General features: G+C 65.6%; 17 protein-coding genes. 4 read left to right on the top strand and 13 right to left on the bottom strand.

Annotated features, from left to right (window positions below; translation table 11 throughout):
- Position 1: 1 nt before the first annotated feature.
- Positions 2-1252 carry a VTC domain-containing protein gene (locus G503_RS16595; RefSeq protein ID WP_028027509.1) on the bottom strand — a complete coding sequence of 417 codons (1251 nt, stop codon included), beginning with the start codon at positions 1250-1252 and terminating at the stop codon, positions 2-4.
- 147 nt (positions 1253-1399) lie between these two features.
- Between G503_RS16595 and G503_RS0110300 the strand changes: the two genes are divergently transcribed.
- Together G503_RS0110300 and G503_RS0110295 are read left to right on the top strand one after the other, a co-directional pair.
- A complete protein-coding gene (locus tag G503_RS0110300) occupies positions 1400-2107 on the top strand; it encodes a response regulator transcription factor (RefSeq protein ID WP_028027508.1) in 708 nt (235 codons plus the stop codon).
- A 6-nt stretch (positions 2108-2113) separates the two neighbouring features.
- Entirely contained in the window at positions 2114-3736 is a 1623-nt protein-coding gene (locus G503_RS0110295) for a sensor histidine kinase (protein WP_051191129.1), read from the top strand.
- 116 nt (positions 3737-3852) lie between these two features.
- On the opposite strand, the gene G503_RS0110290 is transcribed toward G503_RS0110295, so the two are convergent.
- Genes G503_RS0110290 through G503_RS0110280 form a run of 3 tightly spaced genes read right to left on the bottom strand, consistent with a single transcriptional unit; the run spans position 3853 to position 6796 of the window.
- Positions 3853-4740, bottom strand: coding sequence for a sensor histidine kinase (locus G503_RS0110290; RefSeq protein WP_028027506.1), 888 nt, complete (start codon positions 4738-4740; stop codon positions 3853-3855).
- Positions 4741-4779: 39 nt separating this feature from the next.
- Positions 4780-5856, bottom strand: a complete 1077-nt coding sequence (locus G503_RS0110285; RefSeq protein ID WP_028027505.1) for an ABC transporter permease — start codon at positions 5854-5856, stop codon at positions 4780-4782.
- Complete coding sequence (locus tag G503_RS0110280; RefSeq protein ID WP_028027504.1) at positions 5849-6796, bottom strand: ATP-binding cassette domain-containing protein; 948 nt, start codon at positions 6794-6796, stop codon at positions 5849-5851. Before G503_RS0110280 ends, G503_RS0110285 begins: the two co-directional genes overlap by 8 nt.
- 176 nt (positions 6797-6972) lie before the next feature.
- On the opposite strand from G503_RS0110280, the gene G503_RS0110275 reads away from it, so the two are divergent.
- Together G503_RS0110275 and G503_RS0110270 are read left to right on the top strand one after the other, a co-directional pair.
- Complete coding sequence (locus G503_RS0110275; protein WP_028027503.1) at positions 6973-7755, top strand: response regulator transcription factor; 783 nt, start codon at positions 6973-6975, stop codon at positions 7753-7755.
- Between the two features lie 222 nt (positions 7756-7977).
- Positions 7978-10023, top strand: a complete 2046-nt coding sequence (locus G503_RS0110270) for a tetratricopeptide repeat protein (protein WP_028027502.1) — start codon at positions 7978-7980, stop codon at positions 10021-10023.
- 329 nt (positions 10024-10352) lie between these two features.
- On the opposite strand, the gene G503_RS0110265 is transcribed toward G503_RS0110270, so the two are convergent.
- From G503_RS0110265 to G503_RS15700, 9 genes are all read right to left on the bottom strand, one after another.
- Entirely contained in the window at positions 10353-12443 is a 2091-nt protein-coding gene (locus G503_RS0110265) for a glutamine synthetase III family protein (protein ID WP_028027501.1), read from the bottom strand.
- Positions 12444-12850: 407 nt separating this feature from the next.
- A complete protein-coding gene (locus G503_RS0110260; RefSeq protein WP_035022846.1) occupies positions 12851-14209 on the bottom strand; it encodes an MFS transporter in 1359 nt (452 codons plus the stop codon).
- 18 nt (positions 14210-14227) lie between these two features.
- Positions 14228-15160 (bottom strand): rhamnulose-1-phosphate aldolase, encoded by a 933-nt coding sequence (gene rhaD, locus G503_RS0110255; RefSeq protein ID WP_028027499.1) that lies wholly within the window; start codon positions 15158-15160, stop codon positions 14228-14230.
- A gap of 12 nt (positions 15161-15172) precedes the next feature.
- Positions 15173-16426 carry an L-rhamnose isomerase gene (locus tag G503_RS0110250; RefSeq protein WP_028027498.1) on the bottom strand — a complete coding sequence of 418 codons (1254 nt, stop codon included), beginning with the start codon at positions 16424-16426 and terminating at the stop codon, positions 15173-15175.
- 288 nt (positions 16427-16714) lie between these two features.
- On the bottom strand, positions 16715-18229 hold the full coding sequence (locus G503_RS0110245; RefSeq protein ID WP_202805178.1) for a rhamnulokinase: 1515 nt from the start codon (positions 18227-18229) through the stop codon (positions 16715-16717).
- Between the two features lie 454 nt (positions 18230-18683).
- Positions 18684-19076, bottom strand: a complete 393-nt coding sequence (gene rpsI / locus G503_RS0110240; RefSeq protein WP_028027496.1) for a 30S ribosomal protein S9 — start codon at positions 19074-19076, stop codon at positions 18684-18686.
- 2 nt (positions 19077-19078) lie between these two features.
- Positions 19079-19513 (bottom strand): 50S ribosomal protein L13, encoded by a 435-nt coding sequence (gene rplM, locus G503_RS0110235; protein WP_028027495.1) that lies wholly within the window; start codon positions 19511-19513, stop codon positions 19079-19081.
- 496 nt (positions 19514-20009) lie between these two features.
- Positions 20010-20363 carry a hypothetical protein gene (locus tag G503_RS14790; RefSeq protein ID WP_022926530.1) on the bottom strand — a complete coding sequence of 118 codons (354 nt, stop codon included), beginning with the start codon at positions 20361-20363 and terminating at the stop codon, positions 20010-20012.
- On the bottom strand, positions 20338-20613 hold the full coding sequence (locus tag G503_RS15700) for a type II toxin-antitoxin system Phd/YefM family antitoxin (protein ID WP_016309685.1): 276 nt from the start codon (positions 20611-20613) through the stop codon (positions 20338-20340). Before G503_RS15700 ends, G503_RS14790 begins: the two co-directional genes overlap by 26 nt.
- Positions 20614-21188: the final 575 nt, after the last annotated feature.

Genomic DNA, 21188 nt, shown 5'->3' with positions numbered 1-21188 from the left:
GCTATCGGACGGCGAAAAGCGGCTGAGGCAGCGCAAAAGTCGAACTTTTGGCCACTTGCGAGCCTCCTTCGTGCAACGCGGCCATTTGGTAGGCCGTGCCGTACTTAGTGAAGGACGCCGGATAAAGGCCGCGCGCCGACAGCACCGCCACGAGCCATGGCGGATAGGGGCCGGCACTCTTGATCTCCAAGATGGACGCGCTGGCCCCGATGATCGGCCGCCATGAGTCGGACGCGGCAGCGGCTCCACGGCCCGCGCTGCCTCCAGCGGCCCCGATAGCCCCCACGGCCCCCGAGGCGCGGCACTCGTGGCAGTCGCAGTACACGAGCCGATCGTCGAAGGTGAGCCGCAAGTCGGACGACGGCAGCAGGGCGGCCGCCACGCCCGCCGACCCCCGGCCACGGACGCCCGCAGGCTCCCGATCTTCCCGCTCGCCCGGCCCCGCAAGCCGCGCCGCCCAGGCCTCGCGGTCGCAGGCGATGCCCATGGAGGGCACAAGCGGCAGCCAACGATCCATGGCCGCGGTCAGCTCGCGGGCGATCTGGCGCGTGGCGGGAGCCAGGGCCGCGGCCGCCCCCGACCCCGCGGCCAGGGGCCAGCGCACGCAGGCCAGCTCGTAGGACAGCCCGCTCACGAAGGCCAGGGCCGCCGGCAGGCTCAGCGCCAAGCGCCGCTTGTACACAATGCCCCGATACTTCTTCTTGATCCCGAAGAACACCGGCCACGCTCCGCCAAGTATCTCCGCGGCGCTCGGCCCCACGGCCCCTGCCGCGCCCGGCCTCGCGCCCTCGGCAACCCCCGACACGGCACCCGGCACCCCAGCGCCAACCGAGCCTTGCGCATCCCCTGCAGGGGCGGGCCCCGAGCCGCCCGCAGGCCACCCGTCACCAGCGCCCGAGCCCGCAGCTCCCACGACCGCCACGGCCCGCGCCACCCGCGCTTCCACCTCGTCGTCGGACAGCGGGACCGCCCCATTGCGCACCAGCGGCGCGCCGCAGAACGCCTCCATCAGCACCGCGCCCGGCACCGCTCCATAGACTCGCAGCCTCAACTTCTCCTTGTAGAGGGGCTTCTCCACCGAGCGGGCGATGGCGGCCCGCTCGGGCGTGTCCAAATACAGGCTCGTGATGCGACTGCGCCCATAGGCGTCCACGGCCATGAACGGCCGCGCCGCCGCCTCTACCGCCCGACGGTCGGCCGCATCCAGCCGGTATTTCTTCTCCACGCGCTTGAACACGCTGTCGTAGGTCATGCGATGCCTCTTTCCCATTTTTGACGGCGGCCATCATAGGCATACATCCTGAAAACTCACTGAAGCGCGGGATTCCTTTCAGGTTGCCTTCAGGCAGCGCGGTACAATGCCCTTAACACAAAACGCGAGACGCGAAGGAGCCGACCGGTGCATATCCTGGTAGTTGAAGACGACGTTCGCCTGGCCGAGGCGCTGGCCCGCATTCTGGAAGACAACGGCTACACCGTGGATACCGTCCACGACGGCCAAGCTGGCATCGATTACGGCTCGGCCGGCATCTACGACGTGATCATCCTGGACGTGATGCTGCCCAAGGCCGACGGCTTCACCGTGGCCCAAAGCCTGCGCCGCGAGCACGTAAGCACCCCCATCCTGCTGCTGACGGCCCGCGACGCCACCGCCGACAAGATCACGGGCCTGGACTCGGGCGCCGACGACTACATGACCAAGCCCTTCTCGCCGGCCGAGCTGATGGCGCACCTGCGCGCCCTCACGCGCCGCCAGGGCGACGTGGTATTCGAGACCATCACGGCGGGCGACCTCACCCTCGATCTGGAAAGCATGGTACTGACCTGCGGCGATGCCAGCATTAGCCTGAGTCAGAAGGAATTCGCCATCGCCCGCATCCTGCTGGGATCACCTGGCGCCGTGGTGTCGAAGGAGGCGCTCATCTCCCGCGCCTGGGGCCCCGACTCCACCGCCAGCGGCAACAACGCCGAGGCCTACATCTCGTTCTTGCGGAAGAAGATCGACCATGTCGGGTCCACGGCTCGCATCGAGACCATCCGCTCGGTGGGCTACCGTTTCGCGGAAGGGCCCGACGGGAGCGCTCGCGCCACGGGCCGGGACGCCTAGGACCCTATGGAAACCCCCGCCTCCTCTGAACCGGGCGCCAGCAGCACAACCGCAGCCGCGGCCGCGGATACCGCCGCGATGTCGGCCAACGCGCCTGGCAGCCCCGCCGCACACCCTCGAGCCGAGCGCGCCCAGCGCCTTCTGCGCAGCCTGAAGGCCTCCGATCCGGCCACGGCGCCGGTGCTGCGCAAGCTGCGGGCGAAGTTCATCGCCGTGAACATGGGCCTGGCGGCCCTGGTGCTGACCATCGCCTTCGCTACGGTGTGCTATATGGAATACCGCAGCGACACCGACGAGATCTACCGCACCCTCACCCAGGCCGTCGACCACACCGTTGTGCAGCCCCAGCTGATTCCCAACCACGGTCCCCTCACGTCCGAGCCGACCCCCGGCGGCCCCGGCGACCGGGGTCAGCGCAATCAGAGCTTCGACCGCACCATCGGCGGCGAGGGCGAGAAAGCGCCCGCCGACGATGCCGCCGAGACCGGGGAAGCCCCCGACAGCGACTTCGCGCCCCCGGAAATCGGCGGCCCCCAGCGGGGCGATGCGGCCCTGCCCGTGGCGGTGTACTACGACGAGAACGGCACGGTCATGCAATTCGCGGACCAGTCCACGGCCTCGGTGGCCGGCGACGTGCTGATCACGGCCCTGTCTTCCCTGGGCCACAGCGAGGAGCCCTACGGCTATCTGCCCGAGTGCGGCCTGTTCTACGTGCGCCACGCCGTGGGCCCCGGCGTGATCATCGCCTTCGCCGACGATGCCCAGGCCAGCGCGTGGCAGTCGCTCGCCTGGGTGCTGGCCGGCGTGGGACTGGGCGCCCTGGCCGTGCTGCTGTTGCTGAACCTGCTGTTCTCGCGCTGGGCCTTAGGGCCGGTGCAGCGCGCCTGGACCCAGCAGCAGCAGTTTATCGCCGACGCGTCCCATGAGCTGAAGACCCCGCTCACGGTGATCCTCGCCAACAACGCCATCCTGCGCCAGCGCGGCGAGGAGACCATTGCCAGCCAGGGCCAGTGGATCGAGAGCACCCAGATGGAAGCCGAGCGCATGCAGGCCCTGGTGACCGACATGCTGGATCTGGCGCGCCCCGCGCCCACGCTGGACGCCGCCGACACCACGCCGCGCATCGATTTCAGCCGCCTGGTGGAAGGCGAGGCGCTCACCTTCGAGTCGGTGGCCTTCGAAGGGGGCCTTACCTGGAAGACCTCCGTGAACGAGGGCATTGCCGTACGGGGCGACGCCCGCCGCCTCCAGCGTCTGGTGGCCGCCCTGCTGGACAACGCCTGCAAGTACACCGCGGCAGGCGGCCGCGTCACCGTGCGCCTGGGCACCGACGAGCACGGCGCGGTGCTGACCGTGAACAATACCGGTGCGCCCATCGACAGCGCCGATTTGCCCCATCTCTTCGACCGCTTCTACCGCGCCGACAAGGCCCGCACGCGCGACGCCGCCCCGAAGCGCGCCCGAAAGGCGACTGAGGCCGACGACGGCGACGCGGCCGCCGCACCCGGGGGCTACGGACTGGGCCTGGCCATCGCCCAGGACATCGCCCGCGTTCACAAGGGCACCCTGACCGCCGCGAGCACCGTCGAGGAAGGCACCACCTTCACCCTGCGCCTTCCCCTAGCCTAAGTTTGCGGCCTCCCGCGCCCTCAAGCGACCAAAATCACGTTTGGGCGAGGGTCGCGCCGCCCTCGCACGACCAAATTCACGTTTGGGCGAGCTTTTGCGCGGAAAGTGGCCGTTTTTCACGCCTCCACCCTCGCCCAAACGTGATTTTGGTCGCTTGGGAACTCCAGGGTGATGGCGAGCTCGTCGTCGTCCAGGCGCGCGGATACCGTCGTGTCCAGGGCGGCCGCCAGGCTGGCGACCACGGCCAGCCCCAGGCCCGCGCCACCTTGGGCACGGGCGGTATCGGCGCGGTAGAAGCGCTCGAACAGGCGGTCGGGATCGATGGACGCCGAATCGGCCACGGCGTTGGCGAAGGTGAGGCGGCACCCCTCCTGGGTGATCACCGGCGCGGCCGCGCCGTAGCGCAGGGCGTTGCTCACCAGGTTCTCGAAGATGCGCACCAGAGCTTCCTCGTCGGCTTCCACGGTGAAGGCCTCGTCGGCGAAACGCACCGCAGGCTCCCACCCCCGCTCCTCGAAGGCGGGGAACTGCCCCGTCAGCACCGCGGCCAGCACCGGCAGCACCCCCACCGGGCGACGATCGAAATCCACCTCGGGGTCGTTGGCCCGCGCGTAGGCGAACAGCTGATCCAACAGCCCTTCCATGTCGCCGAGCCGGGCCGTGGCCGCCGCCAGATAGTGGGCGCGCCGCGCGGGATCGGCCTCGTCGCCGGCTAAGGCCACATAGCCGGCCGCCCCCATGAGCGGCGTGCGGATGTCGTGGGACAAGCTGGCCAGATCGCGCTGGAACTGCCGTCGCTCGGCCTCCATTCCGTCCAGGGTCTCGTTCACGGCGCGGGCCATCTCCACGAAGCCCGGCCCCGGCATCTCGGTGGTCATGCGCCCGTTGGAATGGCTCTCACGGGTGCGCAGGAAGGCGGCCATGCGACGCAGCTCGCGTCCGTACAGCAGCAGCATCACAAGCCCGCACAGCGCCAAGGCGCCCAGGCAAATCGCAGCGGTCATCGGCTCCGCCTTCCTCTTCGTCGGTTCAACACGGCACGGCTACATATCGCGCTGGCGTAGCGCCGTCAGGGCCAGCGCGATGCAGGCCGCCGCCCACACCACGCCCACGATCAGCACCTGCACCGCCACCGGCGCCATGGTCAGGGGCGCGGCGGCCGGAGTGCCGAGCAGCGCGCCCGCAAAGGCCCCCAGATCCTGCACGCAGGATGACAGCAGCCACGGCTCCAAGGCGCCGAACCACGGAGCGATAACGGCAAGCGACAACAGCACCTGGCCCACCGCAGCGCCCAAGAAGCCCGAGCACACCACGATGGCCCAGGCCACACCGGCGCCCGCGCTGCGGCTGATCCACACGATAACCGCCGCCGAGCAGCCGTAGGCGAAAATGACGAGCCACGTCAGGCCGAAGAACGCCAGCAGATCGGTCAGGCTGTTCGCGGCCTCGTAGGTAAAGCCCGCCACCGCGAAGGACGCCACGCTGGTCAGCGAGACCACCGCCAGGAAGAATGCCGCCAGCACCCCTACGAGCACGATCTTCTCCCCGTAGTAGCGCACGCGCCCGCGGCGGTCCATCACGAGGTTGCGGGCGAACCGCGTTGTGAAGTCCTGGGCGCAGAACAGCGCCGCTACCAGGGCGACGATCAGGGTCAGCATGCCGCCCGACACCACCGAGTCGCCCAACATGTCCGCAGGCGTGGCGAAGGTGCGCATCTCCCGGGACACGCCCTCGAAATCGGCCTCGCTCAGAGCCTGGGGGTCCTCGGCGACCGAGGCCCACAGCTCCGCCGAAGCCGAGCCAGACGCAGCACCCTCCTCCGCTTCCGCAGCATTTTCGGCGACGTCATCGACCGCTTCCGCCGCAGCTGCCACCGATGCCGCGGCCGCGGCCGGGCCCTCGGCCTCATCGCCCGAAGCCGCGCCACGGGCTCCTTCGTCATCGCAGGTCGTCACCGTCATATCCACGGCCGATGCGGTCATGGAAAGAAACTCCGGCGACGACACCGCATGCATCATGGCAACCACGAGAACGCACGCCGCCACCACGATGGCCGTTACCACCCACAGCATCTTCCCATGCACCAAACGGTACAGATCGCTCTTCAGCAGGTTAAACATGGGTCGCACCCCCTTCCATCAAGGCAACGAAGTAGTCTTCGATGTCACGGTGGTCCTGGGAGAATTCCAGGACCACCTGGCCCGCACCGCTTAAGGTGCGGGCCACCGCCTCGGTGTCGAAATCGCCGGCCATCACGATGGTGCCGCCCGGCTCCGCGCGAAAGGCCGCTGCCGGATAGGCCTCCTCCAGCACGGCCAGGGCCCGGGGGCTGTCGGCGGTGCGCACCCGCAGGCTGCCGCCGCACTCGGCCGCCACTTCCCCGGCGGTCATCTCGCGCACCATACGTCCCTCGGCGATCACGCCGTAGCGGGTGGCCATGCGATCCAGCTGATCCAGTACGTGCGAGCTGATTACCACGGTGATGCCGAAGGTCTCGGCCAGGTGCACGATCAGGTTGCGCATGGCGCGGGTGGCCTCGGGGTCCAGCCCGTTGAAGGGCTCGTCCAAAAGCAGCAGATCGGGGCTGCCCAACAGCGCCAGGGCCAGGCCCAGCCGCTGCTTCATGCCCAGGGAGAACGCCTTTGTCTTGCGCTTGCCGGCGCCTTGCAACCCCACCAGGCGCAGCACTTCCTCGCAGCGCGCCGGGCCATCGGCGATGCCGAGGGCCAGTGCCTTGGCCATCAGGTTGTCGTACGCGCTCAGATTCGGCAGCAGCGCCGGCTCTTCGATGAGCACGCCGATGCGCCGCACCTGGTCGGCCGCCGCGCTCGCAGTCGCGCCTCGGCCCTCGCGCCTCTCGGGCGCGGCGCCGAACAGCACCACCTCGCCGGCCGTGGGCGTCACCGCGCCGCAGATCATCTTCATCACCGTGGACTTGCCCGCGCCGTTCTTCCCCACAAAGCCGTAGATATCGCCGGCCGCCACGGTCATCGCGAAATCGCTGACCACCCGACGCTCGCCGTAGGCCTTGGCCAAACCGCGCGTCTCGATCACGTTCATGTTCCTCTCCTTTCTCGCTTAAGGTATACCGCACCTTTGAACGTTTCCCAGTGTGCGACGGGAAAATAAAGAAAGTTCTATCGAAGCATTAAGAATGTTTGAAGATGCCGCTCGAAGCCCCGCGCCCGTATTATGCTTCGGCCCAGACAACGAGCGAAGGAGCGACAGCGCGACCGATGGAAACGCCACTGAACATTTTGGTGATCGAGGACGACCCCTCTATCAACGAGGTGGTCTGCGCCCATTTGGAGCGCCAGGGTCATCGCTGCACGGCGGCCTTCTCGGGTACCGAGGGCACCCTGCAAGCCGCCCAGCACCCGTTCGACCTGGTCATCACCGACCTCATGCTGCCGGGTGCGGCCGGGGAAGAAGTGGTGCGCGCCATTCGCCGCACCGATGCCGCCCTGCCCATCATCGTCATCTCGGCCCGCATCACCCCCGCCGACAAGATCGCCTTGCTGGAACTGGGCGCCGACGACTACCTGACCAAGCCCTTCGACCTGGACGAGTTGTCGGCCCGTGTGGCCGTGCAGCGCCGCCATCACGCCCGGAGCGCAGGCGGCGAGGGGGCGGGCGCGGGCGCCATGGCGGGGACGAGCCTCACAGCCGGGGCGCCGGCGGCGGGAACAGCCGGCCCCGACGCCGTCGCCTTCCCCGAGCGCCTGCTCCACTTCCGCGCCTGGACCTTGAACCAGGACGCGCGCACGCTTACCGTGGGCGGCGCCGAGGTGGCCCTCACGCGCACCGAGTTCAACATCTTGGAGCTGCTCATGGCACGGCCGCAGAAGGTGTTCACCAAGCAGGAGCTGTTCGAACTGGCCTGGGGCGAGCCCTATTCCGTGGAAGACTCCACGGTGAACGTGCACGTGTCGAACTTGCGCCGCAAGCTGAAGCCCACGGGCACCGACGGCTACATCCAAACGGTGTGGGGCATGGGCTTCAAACTGGCCGGCGCCTGAGCGACGGCCCGCGCGAGCCGAGCGGCGCTTTCCGGCCGTCCACCCCCGCGCGCCGGCCGCGTCGCGCGACTCGCCTCCCTGCGACGCAGCCGCCGCAGCGCCCGCCATAACGCCCTGCGAGGTTTACGGTGTTTTCGCAACCACTTCCCTTTCGCTCGGCTTCGCGATGTGGGACAATAGTACAACTTGACTACTTGACTTCCCCATGGGAGGGAGCACACCGTGTTTGACTTTTTCCGCAAGAAGAATCAGAAGGGCTCCGACGACGCCGCGGCGCAGGGAGACGCCGCCCCGGGCCCCAGCGACAAGACCACCCGCGACGTGTTGGGCGACTTCACCGCCACGCCGCTGCCCGACGCCGTGGACGGCCTGCTGTTCCGCGTGTCCATGGCCGATGCCGCCAGCCCCGCCTCGGGCTTCGAGGCCTATGCCGCCCGACTTCTGTCCGATGCCGAGGCGCCGAGCCTGCGCGCCATCGCCGTGGAGCACCCGGTGGAGCTGCGCCGCCTGAACACCACCAACCTGTTCTGGTCGGTCTTCGACGACAGCACCATCAGCGCCGGCGCGCGCGGCACCATCTTGCGCATCGAGTCGGTGCTCGATCGTTTGGCCATGATCTCGGCGATCATGGAGGACGATAACGGCGCGGTGCCGGCGAACGCCTTCACGGAAGGCCAGTGCAGCGAGGCCGACTGGCGCGTGCTGCGCTCCATCGCCAACGACGCCAGCCACTACCTCGGCGCCGCCGACCACGACAACAAGTTGAACGCCCAGTACGGCACCACGGGCATCCGCGGCGGCAACTGGGATCTGTCCACGCGCTTCGCCGCCGCCTGCGAGGAGATGGTGCTCCCCTTCCGCCTCGAGTACCGCTTCGTCTGCGACTCCGGCACCGGCACCATCGTGGCCGACGTGTCCATGCCCGCGCCCGACGTATTCCCCAAGTCGCGCTTCGACGAGGCCGCCGGCCAGTGGGTCGACGTGTCCGCCCAGCGCCCCGGTGCCGCCGCAGCCTACGGGCTGCGCTTGGCCGCGCTCATCGCCTCGGCCGCTTTCGGCTCTTCGGTGGGCATCACCCGCGTCATCGTGAACGGGAAGGAGGGCTCCATCGCCGGCGCCACCATCATGTCGCTGGAGTTCGCCCGCATCCCCTTCACCATGGGCACCATGACCGCCATCCGCGACGGTCGCTTCAGCGCGCCTGAGACCGAATGCGATCCGGCAGCCCTCTTCGATATGCTGCATCTGCAGAACCACGCTATCAACCTGGATGAGAACGACGGCGTGCTGCAATCCGTGGAGCCGGTGGAAGTGGCCCTGAACGTGGTACGCACCCCTGTGGCGGAAGACGACCGTCCCCTGTCCGACGAGCTGCGCGGCCTGTTGCACGCCGACGTGGTGCGCGACCTGGATGTGATGAGCGAGCAGGACGCCGACCTGGCCGCCCGTTACCGCGCCATCATGGAAGAGCGCGACGATTCCCTGCTTTTGGCCGTGGCCCAGCTGGAGGACATCGTGGCCGAAACGACCAAGGCCACCGAGGAAGAGGAGGCCGCGCGCGCCCTGCGCGAGGCCGGCGTCACCGTGAAGCCGCTGTACTGCGAGAACGTCTTCGCCCGCTACCTCACGAGCGTCGTGGAAAGCGATCCTGCCGTGCGCTATCAGCGTCTGTCCGACATCGGCCAAGCGGCCCGGTCGTCGCTGTCGCGCATCTACCGCGACATGGGCGATCTGGACGCCGCTGAGGCCCAGGCCCGCATGTGCATCGACCTGGCCCCCACGAGCGCCCCGGCCTTCAACGACCTCATCACCTGCTATGCCGAGGGCGACCACTACGACCGCATCATCGAAGTGGCGAAGGACGCGCTGCGCGTAGCCGTGACCGGCAACGACATCTCCTATGTATTCTATCGCCTAGCCTTCGCCTACTGGCAGACCGGCCGTTTGCCCGAGGCCCTGGCCTGCTACCTGCGCGTGCCCGAGGCCAGCGCCATGGGCGAAGCCGCCCTGCGCGAGCGCAACGATCTCATCAGCGAGATGGGCAACAAGGTGCCCGGCAACGACTGGGACCCCACGGCCTGCCTGCGCACCGCCGGCGTGCCGCTGGCGCCCTTGGACGATGTGATGGAGGTGGTGGGCCGCGCCCTGGTGCTGCTGTGCGATCAGAACATGCCTCTGGCCGCCGCCCCGCTGGCCAGCCTCGTCGCTAACACCCAGCGCAACGACATCTTGCACGCGGTAGCTGCCAGCTTGCGCCAGGGGGTGTAGGGAAGACGCAGGGACGGCCTTCAGCCCCAGTACCTCCGTAGGGGCGGGCTTCAGCCCGCCCGGCAAACGCAATCCACTCGCGGGCGGCCTCAAGGCCGCCCCTACACTAAAACGAGGGAGCCCGCATCAGGAGGACTCCCTCTATATATTACCTTCTTTTGTCCCCGGAATGCGCCCAAGGAAGTCAGCGAGGGTCCGACAGGTGCCTGGAATTGGCCCGCCTTTGGGCCAAGCGGCCTTCGTGCCGCGCCGTGCCCAAAACAAGGGTCAAGGCCAGGTGCCTGTCGGACCCGCAGCGTCAGGCGTAGTTAGAAGCGAAAAGCTTCTAACTACGCATAAAACAGAATCTCGTTGTAGGTGGGCACGGGCCAGGCCTCGCGCTCGACGATGATCTCCATCTCGTCCACGGCGTGGCGCAAAGCGTCCATCACCGGCACGATCTCGTGGGCGTTCATGTTGGCCCGCTCCTGCTGATCGGCTATCTCCACCGAGGCGCGGTGCAGGCTGTGCAGTTTCTCCAGCTGGCGGTTGATCTCGGCGGCGCCCGCCACCAGGCGGCGCAGCTTGTCCTCCATAAACGAGGTGTCGCCATCGGGCAGCACGCCGCGGATAGCAGCGATGCCGTTGGCAAGCTTCGCCGCATAGCGGTTGATGGCGGGCAGGTAATCGCGGCGCACGAGACGCTTCATCACCCGGCACTCGATGTTCATGATCTTGTTGTACTTCTCCAGCTTCACCTCGTAGCGGCTGCGCACCTCAGTCTCGGTGAGCACGCCGAACTCGGCGAACAGCGCGATGGACTTCGGCGACACATAGCAGGGCAGCGCTTCGGCCGTGGTACGGTGGTTGGCCAGGCCCCGACGGGCTGCCTCGGCCTCCCACTCGGCAGAATAGCCGTCGCCGTTGAAGATGATGCGCTCGTGATCGCGCAGGGTCCGCTTGATGTAGTCGATGGCCGCGGCCTCGAACGCATCGCCGGTCTTGCCCTCCATGACATCGGCGAAACCCTTGAGCGATTTGGCCATGGCCGTGTTCAGCACCATGTTCACGTCCGACAGGTTCTGGGCGGAACCGGGCATGCGGAACTCGAACTTGTTGCCGGTGAAGGCGAAGGGGCTCGTGCGGTTGCGGTCGGTGTTGTCCTTGATGAAGTTCGGCAGCACGTCCACGCCGAGGTCCATGGACACGCGCTCGGCCGAGGTGTAGTCGTGCTCGTCCACAAGCGCCTCCACGATGGCCCCCAGCTCGTCGCCGAGGAACATGGACACGATGGCCGGCGGCGCCTCATTGGCCCCCAGGCGATGGTCGTTGCCAGCGCTGGCAGCCGACATGCGCAAAAGCTCCTGGTACTCGTCCACAGCCTCGATCACGCAGGTGAGAAACACCAGGAAGCGTAGGTTCTCCATGGGATTCTCGCCGGGATCGAACAGGTTCTTGCCGTCGGCGGAGATGGACCAGTTATTGTGCTTGCCGCTTCCGTTGATGAACTCGAAGGGCTTCTCGTGCTGCAGGCACACGAGACCGTAGTGGCTGGCCAGAAGCTTCATCTTCTCCATGGTGAGCAGGTTCTCGTCTACGCCGCGGTTCGTCTCCGCGAAGATGGGCGCCAGCTCGTGCTGGGCCGGGGCCACCTCGTTGTGCTTGGTGCGGGCCGATACGCCCAGCGCCCACAGCTCGTCGTCGAGCTCTTTCATGAACTCGTTCACCGTGGGACGGATGGCGCCGAAGTAGTGCTCCTCCAGCTCCTGACCCTTGCAGGGGGAATAGCCGAACAGGGTGCGGCCCGTGAGCATGAGGTCGAGGCGCTGCTCGTAGTCCTTTTCGGAGATGAGGAAGTACTCCTGCTCGGCACCGAGCGTGGTGGTCACGCGCTCGCCGGCCTCGCCGAACAGGGCCAGCACGCGCTTGGCCTGAATCTCGATGGCCTTCATGGAGCGCAGAAGCGGGGTCTTCTTGTCCAGCGCCTCGCCGGTGTAGCTGCAGAAGGCGGTGGGGATACACAGCACCTCATCTTTGATGAAGGCGTAGGAGGTGGGATCCCACGCGGTGTAGCCGCGGGCCTCGAAGGTGGCGCGCAGGCCGCCCGAGGGGAAGCTGGAGGCGTCCGGCTCGCCCTGGATGAGCTCCTTGCCCGAGAAGGTCATGATGGCGCGGCCGTCGGGGGTGGGATCGATGAAGCTGTCGTGCTTCTCCGAGGTGATGCCCGTCAGCGGCTGGAACCAGTGGGTGAAGTGGGTGGCGCCCTTCTCGATGGCCCATTCCTTCATGGCATGGGCCACCACATTTGCCACGTCGATGTCGAGCGGCTCGCCGCCCTTGATGGTGCGCATGAGCTGCTTGTAGGTGGCGGAAGGCAGGCGCTCCTGCATGGTGTGCTCGTTGAACACCATGGAACCGTACAGATCGGTCACTTTCGACATAACGGGTCGCTCCTCACTCGGTCGATGATCGGACAAAGATACCACGTTGCGGGGCCGGCGACGAGACGGGCCGACGGTTTACCAAACTAACGGCGCATAGTTTCGGGAGGTTTTCGACCGGCAAAAAGGAAGCCAGTGCAACCCGAGCAAGCGCGCTGCGCGATCATAGGGTGGTTTTCAACGACAAAAAGCACGGTTGGGCGAGCCTTGGGCCGGACAAAACTCGCTCAATCGCACTTTTCTTCCCTTTACAGGCTCGGCAGACTCGCTCAACCGCACTTTTTGTCGCGCCAGACAGCAAAAGCGGCTCCAGCAACGCCATATTGCGGGAAGGAGCACGGACGCCCACGCAAAACGGCCCCGACAATGCGGGGCCGTTTTGCAATTACGCGAGGGACGAGCGCGGCTTAGTCGATATGCTTGCCGTAACGCTCCTCGGTGATCTCGTCCAAGGTGCGACCCTGGGTGTTGGGGCACCACGCGACACCCACCACGAGCGACACCAGCAGAAAGCCGCACATGATGATGCCGGCCGTCACGAAGCCCGCGGGCGTCTCCACGCCGAGGCCCGCCACCGCCACGAGCGACCAGATGCCCAAAACACCGCGCACCAGGAAGAACATGATGCCCTGCACGCCGCCGCGGTACAGCGTGGGGAACAGCTCGGTGGACCACAGGGCGTAGAAGCACTGGGCCGAGAAGCCGGCCGAGATACCCCACAGCGCCACGAACACCCACAGCAGCCAGCCCCACGCATCAGCCGTGCCCGCTTGCAGCTGCGTGCCGAAGAACACCATGACCGCCCAGGCCGCCAGGGCCATAAGGGCCGTGGCCGCGAACAGGATGCGGTGCGGGATGCGGTCGCCGAACTTCGAGAAGATGGCAAGCGACCCCACCGCCGTGAGGATCCACATGACCGCCTGCAGAAGCGAGATGGTGGTGTCGTCCAGATTGCCGGCGGCCGCGTACATGTAGGGCATGAACTGGCCCATGGTGCCGGCCACAATATTCCAGGTCAGGTATACCGCCACCAGAAACACGATGGACTTCACGTTCACGGAGTTCGTCAGCGCCCGGCGCATCATGGCCACGAACGTATCGCGCGGGCCGGCCGCACCCTGCTTCTCGGTCCAGTCCTTCGACTCCTCCAACTTGCGCTGCAGGTTCCAGGCGATGAGCGCCACCACGAACAGGATGAGGAACAGCAAGCGCATACCGAACAGGCCGTCGAAGGGCCCGTAGGTGCCCGCGGGCAACAGCGCGCCGTCGGGCCCGAACGTGGGGAACACGAACGAAAACAGAAGCGCGATGAGGAAGATGGCCGCCGGGCCGCAGGACCAGGCGAACTGGCTGATGCCGATGTTGGCGGCGCGGCTCGTGGAGGAGGACATCTCGGAGATGTAGCTCCACGACGAGGGCACGCCGGCACCCACGGACAGGCCCGAGACGACGATGCCGATGCACAGCATGGGCAGGTTCACCGCGCACATGATGATGAACACGCCCGCTGCGTACACGAGCAGGTTGTAGGTGTAGATGAATTTGCGGCCGAATCGATCGGCCAGAAAGCCGCCGATGAGCGCACCTACGGCCGCGCCGAAGGCGTTCGCACCCACGGCGCCTAAGATGGACACCCACACGTGGTCGAAGTTGAAGGCGATGGCCCAGGCGGCCAGCGCCACAGCCGAGGCCACGATGCAGCCCGAGTCGAGGAAGTTGGTCATCGAGACCGCGATGGTGCCTTTTTTCTCTTGAGACAGTGCCATAACCGTTATGAACCTTTCTTAGCTGTTGCCCTCCGAGGCCGCGGGGAAGCCCAGCATGGCCTCGTTGATCTTGATGTTGAACTCGCGGCCGATGGCGCGCAGGCCGTCGTCGGTGATAGTGTTCATGAAGTCGTCGGAGCCCCCGTTCATACAACGGGCACGCACGTAGATGTCGGCGGCCTTCTCCACGGTATGCATGAGCCCGAAGGTAGTGTCGAAGTCGGGGCCGGAGGCGAACAGACCGTGCTGGGCCCAGATGACGGCGTCGAAGGTCTCCATCATGGCCGCGGTCTCTCGCGCGATGTCAGCGCCGCCCGGCACCATCCACGGCACCACGCCCACGCCGCCGGGGAACACCACCACACACTCGGTCATGGCCTTCCACAGCGCCCGGGTGAAGGTGCGCGATTCCAGGGGCAGCACGAAGGTCATGGCGATGACGTTGTTCGGGTGCGCGTGGTACAGCACCCGCGACGCCCCGCCCGTCGCCCGCATGCGCACGGCGTGGCACATGAAGTGGCTCGGGAATTCCGAGGTGGGACGGCCGCCGTCGGTGAGGCCCCACACGATGCGCCAGGCGCTGCCGGCCGGGTTGATCTCCACGATGCCGATGTTATGGGCCGGATCAGCGGCCACGTTGCGCATGTAGCGCCCCGAGCCGGTGGTGAGGAAGAAGGCCCCGCCCAAATCGGCGGCCTCAACGCCCATGGGCACCCACGGGCCCGGCTCCGGGCTGAAGAAGGGGCGGGCGGCGCTTGTGTCGGCCTCGGTCATGCGGTAGGTGAGGTTACCGCCGTTGCGCTCGTGCCAGCCCTGGCCCCAGCCGTCGCCGCACAGGCGCACGAAGCCGCGCACGAAGCCGAGCTGCTCCACCGCCACGCCCGACACCGCCCCGCGGGCCGCGCTGGCCCCCTTCGCCAACAAATCCTGTGCCTGATCGATAAATGCCATTGGTTGCTCCTCTTACTGTCGGGTCGGCAGAATCTTCGCCTCGTAGGCGGCAACGAGAGGATACACCTCGCCATCGGTGGGACAGCCCGCGCGGCGGCAGTACTCGTCCCACACGGCGCCGAAGGGCATGGACTTCGCCTGCTCGGCCAGGGCCATCTTCTCGGTGAAGCGGTAGGTGTCCTGCATCTCCTTCAGCTGAGCCGCCGGCTGCAAAAGCGCGTACAGCAGCGATTTCTCCATGGCGCGGGTGCCGATGGCCCAGGCGCCCACGCGGTTGATGGAGGCGTCGAAGAAGTCCAGCCCGATGATGACCTTCTCCCAAGCACCGGGGCAGTGGGCCACTTCCATGGCCATCTCCTTCACCGGGTCGTCGAACAGCACCACGTGGTCGGAATCCCAGCGGATGGGGCGCGTCACGTGCAGCGGCACCTTGTCGAAGAACAGCAAAAGCGCGCTCAACTTGTCGGCCACGTTCTCGGTCGGGTGGAAGTGCCCCAGGTCAAGCAAGTCGTACACGCCGGGATGAGTGGCGGAGTAGGCCAGGTAGAACTCGTTGGAGCCCACCGTCATCGATTCCAGCCCGATACCGAACACCTTCGACTCGCAGGAATCGATCACGCGGTCATAGCGCTCGGCATAGATGGCGTCCAGCGAATCGCGCAGGCGCTCGCGCAGCCCGTAGCGGTCGGCCGGCACGTCCTTCAGGCCGTCGGGAATCCAGATGTTGCAGAGCGTCTCGTCATCGAGCGCCTCAGCGATCTGCTGGGAGATCTTGCGGCAGGCCTTGCAGTGGCGAATCCAGAAGTCGCGCGTGGCCGCGTCGGGCGAGGACAGCGACAGCTCGTTGTTCATCATGGGATGCCCGAAGATGGTGGGGTTGAAGTCGATGCCGAAGCCGTGCGCCTTCGCCCAGGCCACCCAGGGTTCGAAGTGCTTGTACTCCAGCGCATCGCGGTCGACCCAGGGGTTCTCGTCGGTGAACACGGCGTAGCTCGCGTGCAGGTTGATGCGCTTGGCACCGGGCACGAGGCTCATGGCGGCCTCGAAGTCGGCCGTGAGCTCTTCGAAGCTGCGAGCGCGGCCGGGGTAGTTGCCCGTGGTCTGGATGCCGCCGGACAGACCGCCCACCTGATCGAAGCCGAGCACATCGTCGCCCTGCCAGCAGTGCACCGAGATGGGCTTTCCCGCCAGCTTCGCCATCACGGCCTCGGTGTCGATACCGAGGGCCGCATACTCCTCTTTCGCCAGTTCGTACATGGTAGTCATCGGGTTTCCTTTCTATTGCCATATCAAGAAACTACTTGCGGGTGCGGAAAAATCGAGGTATATAGCATTCGCATAAGCGGAATTGCATCTTTTTCGACTTATGTAGCGTTTTCCACCGCTCTTTTTCCCTTCAAAATGCTATATATCTCGACTTTCCTGCAATAGAACGCCTCATTCTGTCACCGCCTGCTCCTGCGGGCACCCAGCCGCACGATCCTGCAGGCACCCGAGCGCTCCCGCAGGCTGCCGAGCGCGCGGCCGCCAAACGCACGGCGAAACCACCCGGAATCATGGCTCCACTTTCGTGACTTCGAAGCTTTCCGCAATGGCAGCTCGCACGGCTTTCAGGTGCGGGAACACGCCGTCGGCGAGCATTTGCACGGCTAGGTTACCAAGAGCGGTGCCCTCCACAGGACCGGCGTACACGGGGATGCCGCAAGCCTCGGCCGTGCGGCGGTTCAGGTGGCCGTCGCGGCAACCGCCGCCGACGATGTTGATGGAGGCGTAGTCGTGACCCGCCAGCGAGGCCAGCTCGTCCACGGCGTCACGATAGCAGCTCACCAGGCTCTCGTACACGCAGAGCATCAGCTCGCCCAGCGTCTGGGGCACCGACTGGCCCGACTCGTCGCAGGCCGCGCAAATCTCCTCGATCATAGAATCGGGCGCGAGAAACCGATCGTCGTTCACGTTCACGATGGAGGCGGTCACGCCCGCCGCCTCGGCCTCATCGGCCGCCTTGATCAGATCGGGGAAGTCTACCTCGTGGCCGAGCCCCTCGACGCGCACGTACTGGTGCAAGCGGCCCTTGCGGATGGCCTTCTCGTCCACCACGTAGGTGATGCCGTTCAGCTCGCGGCGGATGGACTGGATCATCCACAGCCCCATGATGTTCTTCAGGAAGCGGTAACGGAAATGGTAGCCGCCCTCGTTGGTGAAGTTCGCGCGGTAGGCGCCCTCGGAGCAGATGGGGCTGCGGTTCTCCACCCCCAGCAGGCTCCACGTGCCCGACGAGAGGAACACCGCCGGCAGCTCGCAGGCCGGCACGGCCAAATAGGCGCTGCCCGTGTCATGGGTAGCCGGCAGCACCACGCGCGGCTCGTAGCCGATGACCTCGGCCACCTCGGGCAGCACCGGCCCCAGGCTGGCACCGGCATGGGTCACGTTGGGAAACAGCCGCCGCGGGATGGCGAAGGCGGCCATAACCGCCTCGTCCCAGGCGCCGGTTTCCGCGTTCAGCAGGCCCGTGGTGGAAGCGTTGGTATATTCCACCGCCTTTTGGCCCGTGAGCAGGAAGTTCAGGTAGTCGGGAATCATAAGGAAGGTGGCCGCCGCCTCCAGCTGCTCGGGGTGTTCCCGCTGCAGGGCCAGCAGCTGGTAGATGGTGTTGAAGGGCTGCCGCTGCAGACCGCAGTGACGGTACAGCTCCTCGGGGGCCATGATGGCGTCGGCCACCGCGTACATGCCCGCCGTGCGACCGTCGCGGTAGGCCACGGCATCACCTACCAGGTTGTCGGCGGCATCCAGCAGCACGAAATCGACGCCCCAGGTGTCGATGCCCACGGTCTTGGGCGCGAAGCCGGCCTCCTTGCAGCGGGCCAGGCCACGCAGAAGCTCGCTCGAGAGCAGATCGAGATCCCAGCAATCGTGGCCGTCGCGGCGCACCTGGCGGTTGTCGAAGCGATGGACCTCCTGAAGGCGGATGAGCCCCTCTTCCAGATACCCCACCACCACACGCCCCGACGATGCCCCGATATCCACCGCCGCGTAGCAATCGGTCATGGGAAGACCCGCGGACTGCCCCATAGCCCCTTCCTATCTACGGGCCAGACGGCCGCCGCTATGCGCGAGGGTCGCAACCCGTCTAATAATGAGCAAATTTATCAGCTTTGAACGGGCGAAACGCACCGTCCAACAATGCGCGGGACAGTGTACCAGCAAGCGGGGACCCTAACCTCCACAACGGCAAACAGGCAACCCCCTGTAACAAATCAACAACAATGACTTTATAGGTGAGGAAATCGCGGCGCCCTTTGGCTGGACCCGAGGCAGCCCGCCCCTTCGGCCAAGTTATTGGCATCCCCCCTCTCGCCTTTCCAATTGCGCCCCCTCATCGTCCCGTCGCGCCGAGTCGGTCAAGGGGTTGACAAAACCATAGTGACACCCCCCCCTGCAACGCGCTCTACCCCCCGTTCCTCACCCGGGCACAAAAAACCCGCTGCGAACAGCGGGCTTTCTGCAGGTTGTATCTCGCTGCGACTTAGCGCTTGGAGAACTGCGGGCGCTTGCGGGCCTTCTTCAGACCGTACTTCTTGCGCTCCACCACACGGGCGTCGCGGGTCAGGAAGCCGGCCTTCTTCAGCTCGGCGCGGTAGTCGCCGGCCTCCAGCAGGGCGCGGGAGATGCCGTGACGCAGGGCGCCGGCCTGGCCAGACACGCCGCCGCCGTCGATGCGAGCCTTCACATCGAAGTGACCAGCGGTATCGGTCACCTTGAAGGGGGTCATCGCGTAGTTGAACAGCGCCTCACGACCAAAGTACTCCTCGCCGTCGCGGCCATTGATGGTCACCTTGCCGGTGCCGGGAACGAGACGGACGCGCGCCACCGCGTTCTTGCGGCGGCCAGTGCCGTAGTACAAAGCCTCATCTGCCATGATTAACCCTCCAACTCAATCTTGCGGGGCTTCTGAGCAGCATGGGGATGCTCAGCGCCAACGTACACCTTCAGCTTCTTGCCCATCGCGCGGCCCAGCGTGTTCTTCGGCAGCATGCCCTTGACGGCATGCTCGATGACGCGCTCGGGGTGCTTGGTCATGGCCTCGGTGAACGTCTCCTGCTTGAGACCACCCGGGAACCCGCTATGACGATAGTAGGTCTTGGTGGCAGCCTTGGTGCCGGTGACCTTGATCTTGTCAGCATTGATGATGATGACAAAGTCACCCGTGTCCACGTGGGGGGTGTACTGCGGCTTGTGCTTGCCCTTCAGAATCTGAGCTGCGCGGGCAGCCACGCGACCGAGGACCTGATCCTCAGCGTCGATGATGACCCATTCGCGCTCAACCTCACCGGGCTTTGCATAATACGTCTTCACTGTTTCCTCCATTAACTTGCAGGTTCTGTCCGACGGGTGAAGCCTCCGCTTCTCCGTGCGTTGCGACCTTGCGGCCGCGCTGCCTGGAGGCGCGGAACCGTCTTCCAGAGTGTTTGTTTTCAAAAGTGCACGATCCTTGGAAGCCGGTTTCCTACGCCAGCACGCGGTGCCGCGGGCCTGGACAACCCTTGGCGGTTGCGTTTCCTTGAACCCATGCGTTTACGGGGCTTTTGAAAGCGAACTTTTGCATTTTCACGCGCGAGCGCGTTTATGTCAACGGAGGCGGTCGACGAATACCCACAATCGTCAAAACTTTCCCGCTGAGAGGCGCGAGGAGGGCCAACGTAAGCGTTGATGGAGTCGAGATCGGCCGCATCAGACGCAGGTACCCGATCCCTCTTAGCGCAGGCTGCGACGATGGCGAAGGCCGCCCTTACCTTCACGGACATGCCTCTCGCAGCTTCGTCGGCTTTATGGCTGGTTCGGCCAGCGCACCTTATGCGCTCAATGCCCCCACAACGAGCTCCAGATACACCGGGGATAAGGTTCCCAGCGGTTCATCGCGCAAAAGATTCTCGAAAGCAACCTCAAGCTTTTGGTCAATCCGCAGGTAGGACGGCTTAAGCAGCCCGCACTCGCGCCAGTCGATGATCGGAACACACCTGCCCGATCCATCTGCGCTCAAATCCTTCGATGTAACCTTTGCGGCAATCGCAATGCACATTTCGCTTTCAACATCAATCACGAACACCGGACGAACCTTGCCGATGCCGGGATGATCGAGAAACTCCACGTAGGCGAGCCAGATTTCTCCAGGCTTCGGATCACACGAGGGCATCGTAAACCCCATCGTCCTCTTCGTTGTCCCAATCAGCGGGCAAAACGGTCCGGCGAGTTTCCGGATCCACCCGAATTACATCCTGAGCAGCCCAATCGATATGCGGAATGCGATCACCGTAACCACTCTCGATGGGCGCAACCAGTACCCAGGGCTTCGAGTTCTTGAACACGGTCACAGGCTGCCCGGTCTCGCGCACCGTCGCGGCAATCTTCGAGAAGTTCGCCCGCGTCTCAGCTACCGTTGCGGTCATCTCGGTCATAGACTCCTCCTTGTCGCGTCAATCATAGGCCCATTGTAGCTATCTTTATGTACATTTTCATGTACATAAAATAACATTTTGATCAATGTGGGCACCAGGAGGTTCACATTCCCCAGAGGAGGAGGTTGAACGCCGCGAGGACTGCAACGCCGAGGGCCGCGACACGACGCCCGGTCTTCACCTCGCAGAAAAAGAGTGCGGCCAGATAACCGTAGAAGACTATATTCTCCGCGGCTCCACCAACGAAAATCGGCCCCTCTGACCGGAAACCTGCCTGGTCAGAGGGGCTTTTTCTTCGTTTTTGAAATATGTAGGAATTGTGAAATTGGCTATTTATTGGCTGTAAACGACCTGGGATTTCTCGCAGCTTCTCACAACTTTAGCCAATAAACAGCCAATAATCTGACCGAAAACGGGACACCCAGGGCGCGTCGCTTGACAGGGCGGCGGGGGAGTGCTTCAGATCGAGGGCACGGCCCCCATGCCGCGGGCCACGTCGGCCCCTCCGGGCCTCACGTAGCGCCTCAGGGTGGTGTTGATGTCCGCGTGGCCGAGGATCACCGACAGGTCGGCCA

The organism is Adlercreutzia mucosicola DSM 19490 (assembly GCF_000422625.1).
GTDB classification, from domain to species: domain Bacteria; phylum Actinomycetota; class Coriobacteriia; order Coriobacteriales; family Eggerthellaceae; genus Adlercreutzia; species Adlercreutzia mucosicola.
The sequence above is the reverse complement of the archived record's forward strand: the minus strand, read 5'-3'. Positions and strand labels throughout refer to the sequence as shown.

Bases quoted from the DNA above. Each gene is read 5' to 3' on its own strand.
- G503_RS0110280 (WP_028027504.1), bottom strand. From the start codon at position 6,796: ATGAACGTGATCGAGACGCGCGGTTTGGCCAAGGCCTACGGCGAGCGT.
- G503_RS0110245 (WP_202805178.1), bottom strand. From the start codon at position 18,229: ATGGGGCAGTCCGCGGGTCTTCCCATGACCGATTGCTACGCGGCGGTG.
- G503_RS16595 (WP_028027509.1), bottom strand. From the start codon at position 1,252: ATGACCTACGACAGCGTGTTCAAGCGCGTGGAGAAGAAATACCGGCTG.
- G503_RS0110290 (WP_028027506.1), bottom strand. From the start codon at position 4,740: ATGACCGCTGCGATTTGCCTGGGCGCCTTGGCGCTGTGCGGGCTTGTG.
- G503_RS0110265 (WP_028027501.1), bottom strand. From the start codon at position 12,443: ATGTCGAAAGTGACCGATCTGTACGGTTCCATGGTGTTCAACGAGCAC.
- G503_RS14790 (WP_022926530.1), bottom strand. From the start codon at position 20,363: ATGGGGTTTACGATGCCCTCGTGTGATCCGAAGCCTGGAGAAATCTGG.
- G503_RS0110285 (WP_028027505.1), bottom strand. From the start codon at position 5,856: ATGTTTAACCTGCTGAAGAGCGATCTGTACCGTTTGGTGCATGGGAAG.
- rhaD (WP_028027499.1), bottom strand. From the start codon at position 15,160: ATGGCATTTATCGATCAGGCACAGGATTTGTTGGCGAAGGGGGCCAGC.
- G503_RS0110275 (WP_028027503.1), top strand. From the start codon at position 6,973: ATGGAAACGCCACTGAACATTTTGGTGATCGAGGACGACCCCTCTATC.
- rpsI (WP_028027496.1), bottom strand. From the start codon at position 19,076: ATGGCAGATGAGGCTTTGTACTACGGCACTGGCCGCCGCAAGAACGCG.
- G503_RS0110260 (WP_035022846.1), bottom strand. From the start codon at position 14,209: ATGGCACTGTCTCAAGAGAAAAAAGGCACCATCGCGGTCTCGATGACC.
- G503_RS15700 (WP_016309685.1), bottom strand. From the start codon at position 20,613: ATGACCGAGATGACCGCAACGGTAGCTGAGACGCGGGCGAACTTCTCG.
- G503_RS0110250 (WP_028027498.1), bottom strand. From the start codon at position 16,426: ATGACTACCATGTACGAACTGGCGAAAGAGGAGTATGCGGCCCTCGGT.
- G503_RS0110295 (WP_051191129.1), top strand. From the start codon at position 2,114: ATGGAAACCCCCGCCTCCTCTGAACCGGGCGCCAGCAGCACAACCGCA.